Annotated in this window: 19 protein-coding genes; 4 read left to right on the forward strand and 15 right to left on the reverse strand. The window is 37.0% G+C overall.

The annotated features are described in order from the left end of the window. The first annotated feature begins 60 nt into the window (after nt 1–60). A complete protein-coding gene (locus tag R3D00_07845; GenBank protein MEZ4773079.1) occupies nt 61–1,947 on the forward strand; it encodes a tetratricopeptide repeat protein in 1,887 nt (628 codons plus the stop codon). Nucleotides 1,948–2,265: 318 nt separating this feature from the next. Here the strand turns inward: R3D00_07845 and R3D00_07850 are convergent, their stop codons facing one another. Further along, nucleotides 2,266–2,862 (reverse strand): hypothetical protein, encoded by a 597-nt coding sequence (locus R3D00_07850; protein MEZ4773080.1) that lies wholly within the window; start codon nt 2,860–2,862, stop codon nt 2,266–2,268. A 197-nt stretch (nt 2,863–3,059) separates the two neighbouring features. Here R3D00_07850 and R3D00_07855 point away from each other — a divergent pair, with 197 nt between their 5' ends. Continuing rightward, nucleotides 3,060–3,449, forward strand: a complete 390-nt coding sequence (locus R3D00_07855; GenBank protein MEZ4773081.1) for a hypothetical protein — start codon at nt 3,060–3,062, stop codon at nt 3,447–3,449. 159 nt (nt 3,450–3,608) lie between these two features. Here R3D00_07855 and R3D00_07860 read toward each other — a convergent pair whose 3' ends face one another. From R3D00_07860 to R3D00_07900, 9 genes are all read right to left on the reverse strand, one after another. Beyond that, nucleotides 3,609–3,977 carry a transcriptional regulator gene (locus R3D00_07860; GenBank protein ID MEZ4773082.1) on the reverse strand — a complete coding sequence of 123 codons (369 nt, stop codon included), beginning with the start codon at nt 3,975–3,977 and terminating at the stop codon, nt 3,609–3,611. Nucleotides 3,978–3,988: 11 nt separating this feature from the next. After that, nucleotides 3,989–4,285 carry a type II toxin-antitoxin system HigB family toxin gene (locus R3D00_07865; protein ID MEZ4773083.1) on the reverse strand — a complete coding sequence of 99 codons (297 nt, stop codon included), beginning with the start codon at nt 4,283–4,285 and terminating at the stop codon, nt 3,989–3,991. Between the two features lie 766 nt (nt 4,286–5,051). Beyond that, nucleotides 5,052–5,408 (reverse strand): DoxX family protein, encoded by a 357-nt coding sequence (locus tag R3D00_07870; protein MEZ4773084.1) that lies wholly within the window; start codon nt 5,406–5,408, stop codon nt 5,052–5,054. Beyond that, complete coding sequence (locus R3D00_07875) at nt 5,405–6,097, reverse strand: hypothetical protein (protein ID MEZ4773085.1); 693 nt, start codon at nt 6,095–6,097, stop codon at nt 5,405–5,407. Before R3D00_07875 ends, R3D00_07870 begins: the two co-directional genes overlap by 4 nt. A 78-nt stretch (nt 6,098–6,175) precedes the next feature. After that, nucleotides 6,176–6,745 (reverse strand): cyclic nucleotide-binding domain-containing protein, encoded by a 570-nt coding sequence (locus R3D00_07880; protein ID MEZ4773086.1) that lies wholly within the window; start codon nt 6,743–6,745, stop codon nt 6,176–6,178. A gap of 188 nt (nt 6,746–6,933) precedes the next feature. After that, entirely contained in the window at nt 6,934–7,806 is an 873-nt protein-coding gene (locus R3D00_07885) for a hypothetical protein (GenBank protein MEZ4773087.1), read from the reverse strand. A gap of 282 nt (nt 7,807–8,088) precedes the next feature. Further along, nucleotides 8,089–9,795, reverse strand: a complete 1,707-nt coding sequence (locus R3D00_07890) for an ATP-binding protein (GenBank protein ID MEZ4773088.1) — start codon at nt 9,793–9,795, stop codon at nt 8,089–8,091. Next, nucleotides 9,788–11,059 (reverse strand): SIR2 family protein, encoded by a 1,272-nt coding sequence (locus R3D00_07895; GenBank protein MEZ4773089.1) that lies wholly within the window; start codon nt 11,057–11,059, stop codon nt 9,788–9,790. The genes R3D00_07890 and R3D00_07895 overlap by 8 nt, the downstream gene beginning before the upstream one ends. A 44-nt stretch (nt 11,060–11,103) precedes the next feature. Further along, on the reverse strand, nt 11,104–12,633 hold the full coding sequence (locus tag R3D00_07900; GenBank protein MEZ4773090.1) for an Eco57I restriction-modification methylase domain-containing protein: 1,530 nt from the start codon (nt 12,631–12,633) through the stop codon (nt 11,104–11,106). Between the two features lie 19 nt (nt 12,634–12,652). Here R3D00_07900 and R3D00_07905 point away from each other — a divergent pair, with 19 nt between their 5' ends. Further along, nucleotides 12,653–13,003 (forward strand): hypothetical protein, encoded by a 351-nt coding sequence (locus R3D00_07905; protein MEZ4773091.1) that lies wholly within the window; start codon nt 12,653–12,655, stop codon nt 13,001–13,003. Nucleotides 13,004–13,437: 434 nt separating this feature from the next. Beyond that, nucleotides 13,438–13,728 (forward strand): transposase, encoded by a 291-nt coding sequence (locus tag R3D00_07910; GenBank protein ID MEZ4773092.1) that lies wholly within the window; start codon nt 13,438–13,440, stop codon nt 13,726–13,728. 17 nt (nt 13,729–13,745) lie between these two features. Here R3D00_07910 and R3D00_07915 read toward each other — a convergent pair whose 3' ends face one another. The 5 genes from R3D00_07915 to R3D00_07935 all read right to left on the reverse strand — a co-directional run bounded on the left by R3D00_07915 (nt 13,746) and on the right by R3D00_07935 (nt 18,456). After that, the gene (locus R3D00_07915) at nt 13,746–16,262 is read right to left on the reverse strand and encodes a DEAD/DEAH box helicase family protein (protein MEZ4773093.1); all 2,517 of its coding nucleotides are present in this window, start codon (nt 16,260–16,262) and stop codon (nt 13,746–13,748) included. A 2-nt stretch (nt 16,263–16,264) separates the two neighbouring features. Continuing rightward, on the reverse strand, nt 16,265–17,269 hold the full coding sequence (locus R3D00_07920) for a restriction endonuclease subunit M (protein ID MEZ4773094.1): 1,005 nt from the start codon (nt 17,267–17,269) through the stop codon (nt 16,265–16,267). After that, nucleotides 17,260–17,469: a helix-turn-helix transcriptional regulator gene (locus R3D00_07925; protein ID MEZ4773095.1), complete on the reverse strand. Its 210-nt coding sequence runs from the start codon at nt 17,467–17,469 to the stop codon at nt 17,260–17,262. The genes R3D00_07920 and R3D00_07925 overlap by 10 nt, the downstream gene beginning before the upstream one ends. Nucleotides 17,470–17,816: 347 nt before the next feature. Then, entirely contained in the window at nt 17,817–18,110 is a 294-nt protein-coding gene (locus R3D00_07930; protein MEZ4773096.1) for a hypothetical protein, read from the reverse strand. Nucleotide 18,111: 1 nt separating this feature from the next. Beyond that, a complete protein-coding gene (locus tag R3D00_07935) occupies nt 18,112–18,456 on the reverse strand; it encodes a DUF5655 domain-containing protein (protein ID MEZ4773097.1) in 345 nt (114 codons plus the stop codon). Nucleotides 18,457–18,606 lie beyond the last annotated feature (150 nt).

An 18,606-nucleotide genomic window follows, 5' to 3' on the forward strand; every position in this document is an offset into this window, starting at 1 on the left:
AATAAAACCCTCGCTCTTAGACAGATCTTTGCACTTTTATCCGTTACAATGAAATAGTCTATGATGATGAAGGATATTCCGCAAGTAATCCTTGCCTGTTTATTGTTTTTCCCTGTTTTGGGCCAGGCGCAGCAAAAACACGACCCCGACAGTCTGCTCAATTTGTATAACCTCGAAGTCGACGAAAACCAAAAGCTTTTTCTTCTTGCTCACCTCTATAATGCCTTTTTGTATAGCGACTGGAAGCAGTCTTTTCACTATGCACAACTGGAACTTCAGCTTGCTCAAAAACTCCGTGATACTACACATATTGCCATGGCCCATTATCACCTCGGTGTGCTTTACAACAATGCCGATAAGGCCGATTCGGCCAGGGCTTATTACCTGCTGGCGAATGATATTTTTCAGCAAACCGGCAACACCTCGCGCCAGTTGGAGGTAAAACATGCGCTCGCCATTCTGGCTTATGAGGAGGGAAATTATCCTGAAGCGCTGGCGATGATTGATCAGAATATTCAATCGCTGGAAGCTTTCCCTGAAAAAGTTTCTGATCTGTCTATGTGTTATGACCTCCGGGGAATGATCAACCTGTATCTCGGCTATCATACCATTGCGCTGGAAAATTCGCTCACCGCCCTGAATCTTCAAAATCAGATCGACGAGCCGCTGCGCAAAGCAGATGTGCTCAACCATCTCGCAGGCCTCGAAATGCAGTTTCAGCACCTTCAGCAATCCATCGATTATAACCTCGAAGCACTGAAAATATACGAAGCCTATGACGACAAATATTATCAGGCGCAGGCTAATAATGATATCGGTAACGTCTTTTTTTACCAGAAGAACTATTCAGAGGCGCAATCCTATCTGCTCAAAAGCAAATCTCTCGCCCGGGAAATCGGTTCCCGCGACCTGGAAGCTACGGCAATGGCAAATCTGGGCAAACTCTACCGCGTTGAAAAAAAATACGCGCAATCGCTGGAAATCCTGGGTCAAAGTCTTAATCTCCTTTCTACCGGCCCCAACCTCAACAAAAAAGCAGAGGCGCTCATCGATATGGCAATGACCCGCAACGATATGAACCAGCCGGAAAAAGCGATTCCCCTGCTGTCGCGGGCCATTGCACTGACAGATAGCATTTCCGCAAAAGATAACCTCCGGCAGGCGTACTTCAACCGGGCAAAATCTTTCGAACTGATGGGCGATTTCAAAAAAGCATTAAAGGATTATCAACTGTACGATTCGATCAGCGATTCGCTCTACAACAAAACCCGCTCCCGGCAGATTGAGGAAATGCGCACGATTTACGAGACGGAGAAAAAGGAAAAAGCCCTCCTTATTCAGGAAAACGAAAACGAAATTCTCAGACAGGATGCTCGCCTTCGATCCTTTCAGATCCAGATGCTGATTGTGGGAACGGTTCTAATTGTCGGAATCGCAGCCCTGCTTTTTATTATCTACCGCCAGCGGGTGATCCGCCGGCAAATCATTCAGGAAGAAGAGCGAAAGGCATTAGAGCAGGAACTCGAATTTCGCCGCCGGGAGCTCACCACCCATGCTCTTCACCTCGTATCCAAAAACAAATTGCTCACCAGCCTCAAAGACGCCATCGAAAAAATCAAAACCGAAGCGGAAGAAAAAGCGCCTTTTGCCAGTCTGATTGGTTCCATTGACCAGGATTTGCGGGGGGATGCGGATTGGGAAAATTTTGAGAAATATTTCCGCCAGGTGTATTCCGATTTTGACGAAAAAATCAACCGGGCCTTCTCTGAACTCACAGGAAATGAAATCCGGATGATTACGCTGATGAAAATGAATCTTTCCACCAAAGAAATTGCTGCCATCCTCAACATTACTCCGGAGAGTGTCAACAAAGCCCGCTATCGCCTGCGCAAAAAACTCAACCTCGACACCGACCAGAACCTCCAGCAGTTTATTCTGGCGTTGTGAGGGGTTTTTGGAGAGTTTGGGAGAGTTTGGGATTTATGGTGTTTGTAGGCTTTTAAGCGTTATAAAAATCCCGTGGGCAAAGCCAATGATTATGTGTCCGATAATAAATAAAATTCAAAGTCCAAGTTGTCCAAGTCCATATTCATCGTGTCCTGTCAACAGCGTTGAATAGTTGATTACAAAAGTCATATAAACCATGAAGGCTATGGTATGACCGGTAAATATTTTCCAAAAAGATTTGCTTTTTACTGTCATTAGGTAGGTCGCCAATAACAGAAAAGGCGAAACCAAAAGTAATATGAGGAATACTGTCGCCATTTAATTTGTCAGGTTATTTAGTAGTTTGGTCATTTCGTTATACGCTTCTGATTTTAATCGTCCCAATCTAAATTTTTTGAATTCAGGCCAATCGGGATTTGACTTAACTATTGACTTGTCAGCACCAATAGTCAAGGAAGCAACAACTGTATTGTCTTTAAAAAAGTCAAGTTGAAATTCTGGTTCGTAAGTCGTCTCTGCCCAGTCAAATGAAACAGGGTCATTGATTATTTCTAAAAATTTTGTTGTCTGTTCATCAGAAAAAGCCTTTTTAAAACCAAACGGTAATTTTTTAATTGTCAGCTCATCAAAGGGCGTCATTGGATATAAACTGTCAATTTTGTTTTTGTCGTCTTGAAGGTCAGCAATTAGTTGTTTGGTAGTGTTTATATAAAATTCTCTTGTCGTCCATCCACCATCTGTGTCAGGCCCAACATTTAATGTGTCCGAAAACAAAGTGTCAATGAGTTGTTGGTCTGAGTATTTGTCCCAATACTTTTCATAGCTATGCTCAAAGTCTTTCTTGTTAGTCATTGAACCGCAAGCGGCAACAAAAATCGTCAAAGTCAATATGATTGTTTGTTTCGTTGTCGTCATTTTAACATTGGCTATAACGGTTAGTATAAGAGCATGTTAGGATTTTAAAAATTGGGCAAAGGTCATTAGGTTGAGTTTGCAAACAAAAACCAAAATGACCACTCAGAATAGCGAACTCACTGATGCCCAATGGGAGTCAATATCGGAATTTTTTGATTGGAAACGCAAACGAACGATGCCGATCCGTTGTGTAGTGAATGCGATTTTGTATCGGGTACGGGAAGGTCGTACGGATTTTTGATGTGGAAGTCCATGCAGCGCATCTCCATGGTGGCACAGAAGGGAAGCGGCTCCTGGGACAGATTTCGGCCTATTCGGAGCGGTTAGAAAAAATCCTGGGTGATCAATCCTACCAGGGAAGTTTTGCAGCGGAAACCGAAAAATTAGGGTTGATTTTTGAGTATGCGTCCAAACCCGAAAGTGCTAAGGGCTTTGTGCCGATCGCCAAACGATGGGTAGTGGAACGCACCATTGCCTGGACAAATTTCTTACGAAGGATCGTCAAAGACTATGAACATACCCTCCGATCGGCCAAATATTGGCTCATTTGGGCCAATATTTCGATTGTTTTAAACCGAATTGCCTGATGATCAAATACTTATATTTCCTAACATGCTCTTAACCTGAAGCAACGAAAACTGAAGCCTTATGGATCAAAGTTTACGGAGGGCGTCAGGCGATATGGTAGTCTCTGGTTGAAATCGGTAGAGATCAGGGCCAACCCTGTATTATCTGCTTCTTTTAAGTTATTTAGCCAGTTGATAATCTTGAATCAATATTTCTGAGGGAAGTTTTAGGATTTCGGTAAGTTTTCGAATCATTTCTACTGTCAACTTCTTTTTCCGGTTGAGAATTTCAGAAACACGGCTTTTCCCGCCGATGATACCGACTAAGTCCTTCTGTTTATAATTCATTTCCTCCATTCGGATTTTTATCGCCTCAATGGGGTCCGGAGATTCTATGGGATAATATTTGTCCTCAAAATTTTCAATTAGCAATGACAATACTTCAGCCTCATCTCCTTCCGCGCTGTTTACCGGCGAGTCGAAAATTTCTTCTAATCTGGCTAAGGCCAGATAATAATCTTCATCAGTTTTTATCGGTCGAATATTCATTTTTATTCCATTTAAATGAGTGAACCGTCTATTTTATCGTACTCTTTGTGAGTGCCAATAAATCGTATGAAGGCCCAATTTCGCTCAAAATTAAATTTGACAATCAGACGATAATTGTTCCCTTTGATATTGAACACAACCCGATCATTGCTGACAATACTTGCGCTTCGGTACGTCTTTTTTATCTCATTGAAGTTATTCCAATTTGACTTTTTTGCAGTTTCATACCACGTCTTCAGATGTTGCTCACTGTAAGGATGGATTTCCCAGTATTCTCTTAATGTCCTTTTCGCAATTATTCTCAACATTGATTGATTGATTCAACGGCAATAATACAAAAAAGTTCTCATAAAGAGAACAGTCGCATGAGATTAATTTTAGGAGGTAACGTTTTGTGCCTAGGCTCAGTTTTTGCTTGTCCAAATATAGTGTTTGAGCGCCAACCCGCAAAAAATTGAGCTTAGGCGCTGTTAGTGGGTCGTAGCTGCCACACAGCTTGTCCGTCTACAAGTGAATTAACATCAAGTCAAGCGTCTTTGTCGATGTGTCGATGGAGAGATAAATAGGCTCAGGATTAAACTGTTTTGGCTTTTGAACAAATTTAAAAAGAGTAGAGTCAGTGTGCCAGACCCCTTTTACTTTAGAGGTGTCGACCGAGCTCCAATTTTTGTCAAACTCGTGCGTCACGCAATTGTAGCTTTCTGATGTTCGAATGATTTGTTCTAAATTTTCAAAATAGTTGTCGTCGAACCGAATGTTAACATACCAAATGTAGTCAAGGTCAAACGCTCCTTCAGTATTATGAACTGAGTCAACCAGAACCGTAAACATTGTCGTGTCAAGGTTGATGTCCGTTAATTTACCGATGTCGTACTGAATAGAAAATTTTGAATTGTATGGCTTTTTTGTCGTCGTCGAGCAGTTTGACAACAGAACAATGATAAGGAAAGTCAGTATTAATTTTGTCGTCATTGTCTTGATGTTTTGTCCGTCGCAGCTATGCCCACTAACGGTTAGTGTATGCGTAGTGGCGAGGTTACGAGCCATTATCGCATACACAATGTTAGTGGCTGCCTATTTAACCTCCCAATATGCAATAAAAATGCAGATAGCAAATATTACAATATTAGGTATAATAGAAAGTTTTAGTTTGTAGTTTATCAATCCTGCTACAATCATCGTCAAACCCAAGCATAAGGCCGAAACTGCAGACAAAATAGGATAGTAATTCAGTACTGAAGGTAAAAATAAACCTATTGCACCTAAAACTTCTAAAATCCCCGCTATTTTGATTTGTTTTTCATCAAGGTTTACAAGCCCTTTCATTCCTTTTTTAAGAAGACTTGTTTTGGGAATAAGCATTTTGTTTGCTCCAACAAAAGCAAATAATGCCGCAATTAGTCCTTTTAAAATCCAAATAGTCGTTATCATAATCGTGTCCAAGGATTAATACCTTCTTTTTTAAGTTGATTATAAATTAAACGCATATAATAAGTATCAAAAACAAATGTTGTCAAGATAACTATGAAAATTAGTGTAGCATCTTCTCCTTTATGGTCAGCAAAAAGATAAGAAAGCCCAACCGTCATAGAAGTCCCAATCCATTTAGACCAAGCAATTGTAAATGATTGTCCCTCCGAACTTTGACGTTGCCAGTACATCAGCACAAAACAAACAGAAATAACGAGATTCTGAATAAATGCAATGAATTTAGCACCTTCAAAAATTTCTTTGTGGAAATATGGCTCAAACTGTCCGAAAAATGGACCACCTGCTATCATAATTCCAAACGAAGAAGCAAATGCAACAACCGCAAGCAGTATCCATTCGGATTTTGAAATTTTGTAGCTACTATGAAAGTATTTGTAACCATATAAAAAGAAAGTAATTACGATTCCCACATCACAAATCATCCAAACCGTATTGATGGCTGTTGCCAAGCCACCGCTGGCGTGAGGCGGATAAATTAGTGAAAACGTAACTTCCCAAGCAATGTTTAGAGCTAAGGGAACAAGTGGCATTCCATACGATTTGTCTTTGATGCCACGATACACGAGTGCTACATAGGTAATTGTCCAAGCAATACCGCTAAGCAATACGGTTAATTCTACCCAATTCATATTTGCAAAATTTTAAGTGAAATAATTGTGCAAAGATGAAATGAAAATATTGCATAGACCCTTGAAGAACTTTAAGACTTAAAGTGTTCGCTTAAGATTACTCAACCATTCAGGGGAAATGCCTATAAAATTTGCGATATGCCTTGAAGAAACATTTTTAATTACTTCCTGATAGTCGGAAATAAGCAATTCATACATTCTCTTTGGTGAGTAGGTTAAGAGTTTCGTCCTAAAATCCAATTCATTCAGTAAAGCCAAAATGATTTGGGATTGATAAAAATTCTTAATTGTAGCACTTTTCTCTATTGCTTGTAGTAAATCTATTTTGGAAAATGCAAAAATGTCGGAATTTTTAATTGCCAATAATTTAAAAGTGCTTTTAGTTTCTTGAAAGTAGCTTTGTGGCACTGTCATAAATGGCTGAAAACTGTCTAAGAAGAAATTGATTGTTTTTTCTGTTCCATCATCTTTGAGTAGTTGCATAGCAAATCCACCTTTCAATATGAAATAAATAGATGTGCAGTTGTCCCCATAATTTATTAATGTTTTGTTAGTCTTCACATTAATTGGAACAATGATTTTCTGCAATAACTCTATGTCTTTGTCAGCTAGATTCGCTTGGTTTAGTATGTCTATTAGTTTGTTCATTTCCTATTGCGAAGGTTGTGTCCAAAGGTTGCCACTAACGTTTTGCAGCTACCCGAAGGTGGCGATTTCGAAGCACGTCACTGTCAATCAAGCAGGAGCTTTGATAGAAGCACAAAGCTTGATTTAACCACTGAACCGCCACTTTTGGGTAGGTGCTGTTAGTGGTAGCCGTTCTTGCCGTCCACTCGTCAAAATTCTGCAAACCATTCATAGCTTTCAATTTTTTGATACTCTTTCGGAACCGTTTTTAAAACTACGCCTTCCTTTTCTGTCGGGCTGTAAGCTCTCTTTTTTGTTTTGATAAATTGTCCCTGATTTTTTGAGTCTGGATAAATGAATTCAATTGTGTCTACTTGAAGCCCGTTCCATTTGTACTTATAAAGTCCTACTTCTCCGGGGTGTCCATATCCAACTCCACGAATTATTTTCTCCTTTGCTGAAAATGTCGGATTGATAAATTCATAATCATTAGTGAAATTTCCTTTGTCGGGTTGGTTTAAATAAACATTATAAACGTCACGTCTGCAACAACCTGAAGAAGGATACCAATGAACAAGAAAGTCTTTATGTCCGTCTCCGTTTACATCAAATATCGTATCTCGGATATAAGTCATTCCATCTTGTTCTCTGTAAATAAGTTTTTTAGCGTCGTTGTCTTGTACTTTGTATAAGTCAAGGTAAGTTGCCCAAGGAACGTGTCTGCGTAATAGAAAATACTTTTGATTGTCTTTGAAAAGTCTGCCGATTTCGATTTCAATTTTGATTATGTAGGAACTGTCGTCAGGTTGAATTTCGTATTCCTTTTTGAAATTATCAGTTTTGAACTCTGTCTGTGCAACTTTGAAAGCGTCTTTTAATGCTATGTCAAGACGTATGCTGTCAATTCTATTCTCTTCCTCAAATTGTTTTTGCCTTTCTTCTTTCGTTAGTTCATTTTTAGAAGGTGTTTTTGGAATACTGTCATTTTGAGTAATAGAATTTACTTCTTGGTTTGCAGTCTGTCCACAACCAAAAATTATTGTCAAAATTACTAATGTTAATATGTTCGTTGTTGTCTTCATACGGCTACCACTAACGGTTCTCAGCTATACGCAGGCAGGGATTTTAACCACTGAATTTCCTACGAAGAACTGAACTTTAAATTTACCACTTTCCTGTCCTACGAAGCACGAAACCCCTGCTTGCGTATAGGTGATGTTATCGCTTCGGTGTTCTTTTTCGTCCTGTTTGTCGGTCAGCGTTGGCAAAGACATACTCTTTTGCAATTTTTGGCGGTGTGATGGCTGGTGCGAATTGCAAATGTGTATGGCTTTTAGTGTGGGCATAGTTTCTGTCATTCGTTATTAGTTTAATTTCGGTGTACTTGAATCTGGTTTTATAATAGGTTCATCAAACTTCATTATAATTGGCATTGGAAAATCTACACCTGTCAAAATTGCTTCGCCCTCTCCAAGAATTGGTAAAAAATCCAATGTGTTTTTATTCGCTGTACTACAAGCATTACTTACTGCTTCTTTGTCAAAATGATTAATTAGTCGATGTGCTATAAATGTTCCCATTTGACTTAGTGTGCCTTGTGGAATGTCTCTTGGCATTTGGGTCGCTATACAAAGGAACAAACCGTGCTTTCTACATTCTTTGGCTATGGAATCGAAAGCGTCTAAAGGTTTACTGTCAAAATACTCATCTTTAATAGACTTATTTAGAAACTGATGGGCTTCATCAATAAAAACCACAACGGGTGAATCTTTGAATGAACCACTTCTTGCTTTTGCTAAAAGAAATTTGCCAATTGCATTTACTAATGTTTCTCTAACTTGAAAATCATATTTTACATTTTCTAAGTTTAAGCGCAATAATTTGTTATCGGTGTTTTCGATAGAAATAAATTGATTGAGAATATCAGTTAAGTCATTTTCTGTTTTCTCTTGTTGGAAACCAAATATTTGGTTCAATTCAGGTGTATTGGCAAGATTGGTAACTCTTGATATCAAACTCACACAATATGAAACATCATTTGGAGCCACGCCTCCCCAAGTAGTTCCATTGTCATAGACACATTCAGCACTTAATTGATGGGATAATTTCATAAAATCAAAATCTGCCATTCCGTTTTCAATAGCTGATATGTTTCGGTAGTAAAAAACATCATATGGTTTCTTAGGCTTTCCGTTTTTTTTCAATAAACCTTCTTCAATCGGAATAGCTTCTCCGTTATGTTCAATTTGTATTGCTTCTCCTGCAATTTTCACCATTTTTAGAGACCTTATAGCTTCCATCAGCTTAGGCGTTTGTGTTCTTGGTGATGGCTTCAACAAGAAAAACATATCATCTATTGTAAGTTGAGAGTAATGAAATATGTTTTCGCCATTACCAATATCAATAGATTTTATTTTGTCATAACTGCCACGATACTCCCCAGTCGCATCAATCAATATAGCTTTATTACCAGTTGCTATTAATGATTCTACCAATTTGCTTACAGTATAACTTTTCCCACCTCCTGTAGTTCCAACAATAGCACAATGGCGTCCAAAAATAGATTGCAAATTTATTTTGACTTGGGTATTAGGACTTGAAACTAAACTTCCTATTGCAATTGTGTTTGCGATTTCGCCACTTCTTACACCAAACCTTGACATATATTGTTGCACCAATTCTCCTGAACTTACAAATACTTTTGCCCCAATGTTTGGATAGGCTGTTAGTCCTTTTTTGACATCAAAAGGGTTGTATAAATCAAAAGACAAAAGGATTTCAATTTTTCCTGTAGGATGAAAATCACTGGTTTGAAATGCTTTCTCATTCAAAGAAAGTCGTTCTGATTCTGGTAATGATAATTCTGTAATTCTTCCTAAAAAACCATACTTATCGCCTTCAATCACGACAAAACTACCCACCAAGCCACCGTTAAACTCTTTGCCAAAATGCGTAAACCCATTCAATAAAACCGAAGATGGAAAATGAACTTTCACATATTGCGGTAGCACCTGATTGATATAACCAAGAAAATATTCGTGCTTGAAAGGATTTATCTTTTGGTTACTCATTTTTCAGACTTATTGTTACTTGTTGAGGGTTTTCATATGTTTTAATTTCTGGGAAATAATTGGCAAAATCTGTAAAAGTTTCTGAAACCATCAAAATCCTTTCGGTTTTCAAAGCATTCTCTTTTATAGTTTTTAGTGATTTTGAAGCGTTAGGATTGTCAAAGCCAGGGTCAATAATCGCTAATCTAAAACCAGGGTTTTGATTTAATGCTTCTTCAATGGCTGCATTAATATGCTTGTCATTAAAACTGTAACCTATGCAGACTAATAAAGTGTCATCATTCAATCTAAGATTTCTTTGAAACCGTGCCATCATTTCAAAGAATGGCTGTTCATAAGAATCTTCATATTTGGCTTCTCGTGGATAAACCATTAAAGCCTCTTCTGTCTTATTGTTGACTATAACATCACCAGTTTCTTTATTTCTTTCCCAATTGATAGAGCCGTGCAATTTGTGTAAATGAAAAACACGTTGTACGAAATTATCTTCTTCTTTTAGTTTGCTTCCTTCTCTTTGTACTATATCATAATCAAAATATCTACCGCTAAATGTCCTTGGAAAAGTATAGGAAAAACCATCAATTACAATTGCGTTTGCAACAGTTGCTGCATCTTCAAAAAGCAAGTCATAATTTAATGTAAATATTTTAACTCTTGGACTTGTTTGCTTCCGTTGCAACACTTTTTCAAGCAATACTTTGTGTGGGAATGCTTCATTTGATGGTGTTGGAATTGTGCATCTGTCTTGTATGAGTTTAAAAAGTAAATCCTTTAATTCCGATAGTTTTTTCTTTCCATCTTTGAAGACAATATCTTTATCCTCTGAAAATTTAATAAAGCCTTCAACTTGACTTAATAAGGCTTCAATATCCTTTTTGTCGGTTTTTTCTTTAGGGAATTTTACTGCATCAATGATATTGTTTAAACCATCAACTTTATCTGTTTTAAATTCTTTTACCGCTTCATCCCATAATTGAGCCATTGAAAGACCTTTTACATCCATAGAAGAACCAGCACCAGTAAGAATTATCAGGTTTTTAAATGGTTTTTGAAAAAATGAAGTGTAAACTTTGCGTTTTTCATTATTGGCAAGTTCAGCCGTGTGTTTTATCTCTTTATTGTCCGCATCTAATTTTGGATAATTCTTTATTTCTGAAATATTTACAAGTTTTCCCTTGTCAAATTCAGCATCTTTAACCTCAATTGTTTTAGATTTCCCATTAATTAAAATGTGTGTCCAGTTTTCTATTATTTCTTCTGCCATATCTAAAACGCTTTATAAATTATTATTCATTATCCCTTAATTTACTAAGCCATTGATTTTATCATACTTTCTATAAAATCAATTTCCTCTTGTGTCAGTTTATACTTTGCATACAATTGTTTGTCAATTTCAACTGTCGATTTACTCCAGTCTATATCTGATTTTGCAGTAAAGTTTTGCAAAGGAACAAACTTGTATGTCTTTGAAGTACCGTGTTGACTTACTTTTGGTAAACTATGCATAAACCTAGCAAACTTGGTAGAAAAGTATTTCACAAGATTCGTTGAAGTTATTAAATCTAAGTTCAATGTAGCCCCCATCACAATGTAAGTTTCAGTACATATAGTTTTAGGTTCACCAACGAAAGCATTTAGATTGTCATCATTTAATTCAGTCCCAATGTTATTAGCATATGGAGCAAAGACTTTATAATTGTCTATCCAATTTGCATTTTTAGTAATTTCATCTCTTTCTACAAAACCAATTTTCTTACTCTTGCCATAACACATTATCGGTTTTTTTAATCCCTTTTTATCAAGTCTGAATTTTTTCGCATCATTAACAACATTGCCTTCAAGGTCAAATGGCTTTCTTGATGAAATGTGATTTTCAAAAGTTTTAAAATCTTTATGAGATTTTACTTTTGATATGATTTCTAATGCAATACTATGGCGTATAAGAATATCAGAGTCAGGTGTTTTCAAACTTCGTATATTCAAAACAGGTGTTAAATTATTCTTGTAGGTATATAACTTGGTTAAATTTTTAGAATTATCATATGATTTGTCTCTTATGAAATAACAAATACCTCCACGATTATTGGTGTTTTGAAATAAAATATCTGGTTTCAGAAAATCGTGTAATTCAGAAATGTGCTTGTCGTTAAGCATAATTTCTCTGAATTCATCTAATCCTTTACCACCAGCATACCAACGTGTCGGCATAATCATAGAAATGTAGCTAGGATTTAATTCTTTTGCTGACTCTACAAAAAGATTGTAAATTGGTTTGGCACTTGCTTGAGCACCACCGTCACTTTGCTGATATGGCGGATTGCCTACAATTACATTGAATTTCATTTTCTTGTTGTTTATTTTAATGGTTTCTTTTTCAATGAATTTGTTTTCACTGATTAACTCGTAAGAGGTGTAGTTCGTTTCAATTAGTTTTACATCTAATTCGAGCAAATTGTAAACTTTTCTAGTAAACTCATACGCAATTTTTGATGTTGGTATTGAGTAGAATTTGTTGGCTACTTCTTTGCCAAACTTTTTATATACGGCATATACAAACTCGCCTTGTTTGGAAGCAATATCTAAAAGCATTGTATTCTTGTCAATGGCTTTGGCTGGCAAACCGTTTATGATTTTGTCGGTAACAAATTCGGGGGTTACAATTTCTGAATCTGACAAGCGACTAAATTTCTTCATTGCATTACTCGCTCTTTCTATTGGAGAAATTGCTGTATCGTTGGCTAATGAATTAATATTGTGAATTTTATAATCTAGTTCACTTAAAATAAATGGGTTGATGTGCTTTTGAAACAAATCAAGTATGGTGATTTCAAGACTCAAATCAGCCTACTAGACAATTTTGAAAAAAGGCGAAAAAAGCAAGAGTATTGTGTTTACCAAGACAACGATACCTATGCCTTTTTCGCAACTACTCAAATTTAGTAAAATCTACCAAGACTATGGTCTGGGTGCAGCAAAGAATTTTTACCTGCTCGTATCGCTGATCAGTTTGGGCCAAACGGTCAACCTGTACAAACTCAAGGACCACGTCAGCAGCGTACTGGGCAAGACACACACCGATGTGCAGAGCCACTACCAGCGGCTGATCCGATTTTTAAAGACTGGGGTAAGTCGGAAGAATTTCTGCACGACATCCTGCGCCACAATCTGGGGCTGCTGCGTCAGGGGGGCATCAGACGCTGATCCTTGACGGCACGAGTTGGCAGTTTGGCCAGACCGAAATCCACTACCTCGTACTGGCTGTCCAGGTAGGCGGCGTAGCCATCCCCTGTACTGGAAGCAGCTCGGTAAGATCGGTACCTCTAATCAGGAAGAACGAAAAGAGATGATGGACGAGGCCCTCGGTATCTTCGATCTGCGTGGGATGACCCTGCTCGCAGACCGGGAATACATCGGCAAAGAATGGTTTAAGTACCTCAGCGACAAGGGCCTACACTTTGTGATCCGGATGAAGCGCGGCGACTACGAGCAAGATACTAATGCCGTCTGCGGGCGGAGCTATCGGGCCATGTACCGCCGCTGCCAGCAAAAAAGAAAGTCGTCAGCAAACGGATCACCCTCAACCATACTTCCTATACCCTCGTCATGATGCCCAACCCTAAAGTCGGCGCAGACGAACCCGTCATGGTTTTCCTCACTACCCTTCGTAGTAGCCGATACGCCGCCGCCGCTTACAAGCTCCGATGGAAGATCGAGTGCATGTTCAAGCACCTCAAGACCAACGGCTATCACCTCGAAGACCTCAACCTCAAAGACGCGGGCAAAACCCGGCTCATGATGGCCCTCGTAGCCACCGCCTACCTGCTCGCACTCCGAGAAGGATGGCGAAGAAAAAGAAAATACCGCTCAAAAAATACGCCGACGGAACCCGATGGCCAGCCTGCTCCCTCTTCCGGACGGGTCTCGCCTATCTGATCGAAAAATCCCAGCAACTACAACGATTCCTTACCTATCTTGAATCCATCTCCAAAACCCCTAAAACCCCTCCTGATTAAAAATGTATAGTAGTATGGACTCAAATTTGAAGCTATTCGCAAATTATCTGCGTTATCCTTGATGTGGTTAATGATTTCTTGTAAAGATTTAACTCTTGAATCTGTCAAAAATGCAAAGAATAAAATCCTTGCATAATACATAGCAAATTGACCTTTGTAATCATTTACTGCTTCATCATCTTTTGACTTGGATTTTGTATTTTCTTCATTTTCGTCCTCATCATTATCGGAAGTATCATCTATATCAATTTCGTCTCCTTCGCCTTTTGCTGGTGGAATTTCTAATCCTTGACGAGAACCAATTTTTCCTTGTCTTTCAATTTCAGATTTGATTGCTTCAATATCCAATAAAGAATAATCAATTGAAATAGTTGTAGCTTCATCAAATACACTTCTACTACTCGAATATTTGCGAACAGCATCCAAAATATCAGCTGGCTGTATTTGAACAATTTTGTTATTGTTTAACACTACAATTGGAGATATTTCAAGTTCTTTTCGGATTCGTTCCTCTAATTTGCTGTTTCCGTTAGATTCAGTATTTACATTGTAAATCTGTGATTTATGTTCCTGCATTTGGAACATTCTATTAGGGTTAAAGTCAACCAACAAAGTTTGTGGTTTCATATTGAACTTAACCACATCACCACTTGGCTCTTTGAAAACCTTGATGTATTGATTTTGTAAACGAAAAATTGCTTGGTCGTATTCTTGTGGAGAAGATGTGTCCTTTAAGTAAAGCATAGTATCCCATTCGTGTACCGTGCTACCAGTGAGCATTCTGTTTACTGTCAAAGTGATAGTTTTTACATTCTCACTTTCACACTTTTTTATTTTGGTTTGTACTGATTGTGTGTCTTTGAAGTTTTTTTCATTCTCAACCCCAGAGATATTGATGATTACGTAATTACTAAGATGTTTGAACTTGTTATTCTTGATTAATTCCTCCAATGCGTCACAAGATGCTCTGTAAGGCAAAACACAAACGATATGACGACACATTTTGCCCTCTTTTAATTTATCGTAATCTAGGAAACTTAGTAAATTTTCATCCTCTTCTGAGCCATCAATTACTTTAAGTAAGTCAATAATTTCTTGTTCATACTTAAATTTTTTGTGGAGTTTATTTTCCTTGTCTAAGGTTATTGATTGTGGTCTGAAAAGTTCTGAAAAAGCATAGGTTACACCTTTCTTTTTCATTTCTTCCATTTTTTTTCGGGAAGATTCATTTGGATTAAAAGCAAAACGAATCATTTGAGGAAAACCATAATAAGGGTTGTCCCATTCTTTAACTTCGTCTTTATTAATATTTTCTAAATCCCATTGTGCTTGGTCTTCTGCAATATTTGTGAATTGATAGAATGCAATAATATCATCATTTGTGAACTCACTATTCATCAAAATACGATAAGGTGTACCAGAAAGATGTATGCGAATTTTCGCATTAAAAACTTTATTGGCAAATTCTAAATCGTCTAAAGTATTGTCATTTAGTTTTAGCTCACTTTTTATTTCTTTGGTACTTAAATTTTCCTCTTTTAGGACTTTTCCGTACTCGGTTGCTCTCGCTCCAAAATGTGTTTCATCGATTAATAATAAGTCAATTTGATTTTCAAATACTTCTTTGTGTTTGGTTTTTATTTCATCACCTTGCAAGTCTTGTAATGTTAGAAACAAAACAATTTTCTCATTTGCCTCTTGTTTCTCGGCAATAATCGTTTCGCTTGTCAGGAGAGAAGTACTATCTAAAAAACAATATCCATCAAATTTAATATGGCTTTCAACCGTTTTTTTCCATTCTTCTTTTACATCAGCTTTTGCAGAAACTACAACCACCAATTTTGCATTCATTTCAACTGCACAACACATTGAGGTAAATGATTTACCAAAACGCATTACCGCATACATCAACAAATTGGTTCTGCCTTTATTTAAAGCTTCTCGAAAATTATCTACCGTTTTTTGTTGATTGGGTCTTAGTGGATATTCTTCTATTCTTGTGTACGTATGTGTAATTGGAATATGACTTTCGTCAAAGCGATAATATTGATATTTTGATTCGTTGTTTTGATGTCCGCTTTTTATGTCTTCTATTGCTTCTTGCAGGTCTTCTTCTGTTGCGTTTTCAAAAAACTCATTTGAGTAGTATGGGATTCCTTTTAAAGCGTTAGGCTTTAATCGACTTCTTTTTAATTCGTTTTCAAGGAAAAAGTGAACTGCATAATCTCTGAAAAAAGTTTCATCATCAACTTTTGCAACATCTTCAAACTTTTTTTCAAGGTTAGGGAAGTGTTTACGCCACTCATTCAATCTCATTTCAATTGGTCGATAAGTATCACCAACTTTCAAATAATTTGGAATTGTCTCTGTGGTAAAAGCATAGATTTGAGGTTCAACTCTTCCAATGATAATATCATTGAGCACATCTACATTTATATTGTTTGCTTCTGCCATACTTATTTCTTTAACAGGTCAATAAACCTAATTACTTTACCTTCTTTACTTGTTTCTTTATCGTTTACCTGCCAATCCATAATGTTGCAATAGATACCATTGTGTAATTTTATGTTTTGTGATTCACAACCTTTACATTTTACAATATCAGTTTTTGTTTCAAAAATATCGGCTATTTCTATTGAGTAAGTTTTGCAACTATTGGGAATAACACCTTTCAGTCCATCCATTTGCCAAATATTCCAAGAAATGATTTCTGCTATATTTTGGATTTCTTCAATTGACGGTTCTGTATCAAATTTTTGATTAAAGTTTTCAATGAATGTTACAAGTAATGCTTCTCGGGCTAAAAGCAAACTGTCCCCTTGCCATTCAAAACCATAAGTACTTTTGTATGCTATCTCAACAGCTTCTAACCATTCAGATTTTGAATCCAAATTTTCATTCACAACTCTTAATTTCCTATCTAATAAGCCAATTCTGTCTGTAATCTTGATGGATTTACCAGTTGTCGTGTCATATCTGCTAACCAAATAAGGAGCTTCGCCACAAGAAATTTCTAACCGTGTATCTTGAACATAGTCAAGCCACGTTTTATCTGCTGGGAATGATATTTTGTCTTTAGTGGTTTCCCAAGATTTAGTTTTGTTTTTCAATACAATTTCTTTATTGAAAACGCCTTCTCTTCCAAACCAAGAATTGTCAACAAGGTTGTTTTGTGCATTACAAATCCAAGATGGCGTGAAAACCTCTGCCATTTCTTTAGAGCGTGATAACTGCAAAACTTTGTCTTTGTGAACTCTAGGCATTATTACATTTCCTTTTTCACCTGTTATTAAATCAGGTAAAATCTCCGAATCGAACTTGTAGGAATCTCCTAAATGTTCGTAGTTGTCTGTTGCCCAAAATATGTTCTTTTGAGTTGTTTGGTCACGAAGTAGTATGTCGAGAATGTCAGGATACTTCTCGATTAACTCATTTTCTAATATGTCGATAACTACTTGCACTTGTAAACCTCTTCGTTAGTTTTTAAAAGCTCTTTTACATCAATATTTAGAATATTCGCTATTTCATACAGCACTTCAAGTCTTGGTTGTTGTCGATTTTGTACATAACCATTTACCATATTGTAGCTTTTGCCTAGCTGTTCGGCTAACCAAGTTTGCTTAATTCCTTTTTCTTCAAGTACTTCTTTAATTCTGTTCATTGTTGTCTAAAGATGTCAAGTCACAAATTTAGTTTTTATTTTTCAATATCTCGTTTTTCAAGATAAAAAATGTTTGAATAATTGTCTAGTTGTCCTGTCTGTGCGTTGGCAAAAAATGGCTCTTTTGGTTTTTTGAGCGTTGGCTTTTGTGTCGGGAAAAACCAAATGTGCCATTTGTGCGGTTGGCTTTTTACACTGAGCGATAACGGTTAGTATATAAAAAGTAGGCGGTTTCGAAGCACTAAATTTTCGGTTAAGCACCAAGTTTGGCACAAGTCAAAAGCCTTGATTTCAGCACTCTTTCGCCTATTTTTTATATACATTGTTAGGTTGCATTTTTTCTTTAATCAGGCAAGTAATCCACAACTAATTCCACCTACTATGCCTAACCCCATTATAGGTTTAAATGCTTTTGTAATTAATGCGTCCGGCAAACTTAAAATTGAACCAACTAGCAAACCTTTTAACCAGCCTGCCATAGGCAAGTCAATATTGAATATTATAAAACCAATGGAAAAGCGATTAATGAAAGAAGCAATAATTGCCTTTTTCTTGTCTTCAAATTCCATAAAAAACATTGGAATTATTGAAGCAATTCCTAATACCAATCCTGCTATTAAACCTTTTATGATATTGTCCATTTTAACTTTTTAATTTATAAGCAGATTCAAGCCAATCAATTATCTGTTTGTCGATTTCATCAGGATTTTTAATCCGCACGGTATTTTTAAATCTATTGGCTGATATTTTTTCAGTTTTTTCGATTCGTGGGTTGTCAATTTCAAAATTGGTATGAATGTGAAGTAAAAGGCAATCTTTTCTTGTATAGACTCCTGCAAACCCGGATTTAGCGTCTAAATGGATACTTGTCTTTTTTGGTGATTGCACAACAGTCCCAAACTTTTCACATTCTAAAATCAATCTTTTGTAAATAGCAGAAACAATCGTCTCTTTGTTTTCAAAATGGTCAATGACTTTGTATTCCATTATCTTTCGTTTTTTTAATGCAACCTAACGTTTTGCAGCTACAAGAAGTTGGCGATTTTCACCACAAATGTTGATGCGGAGAACCAATTTTGATTAACCACAAATGTGTCTGCGGAGCACTGAACCGCCAATTTCTTGTAGGTGCTGTTA

Source organism: Bacteroidia bacterium (genome assembly GCA_041391665.1).
In the GTDB taxonomy this organism is placed as follows: domain Bacteria; phylum Bacteroidota; class Bacteroidia; order J057; family J057; genus JAGQVA01.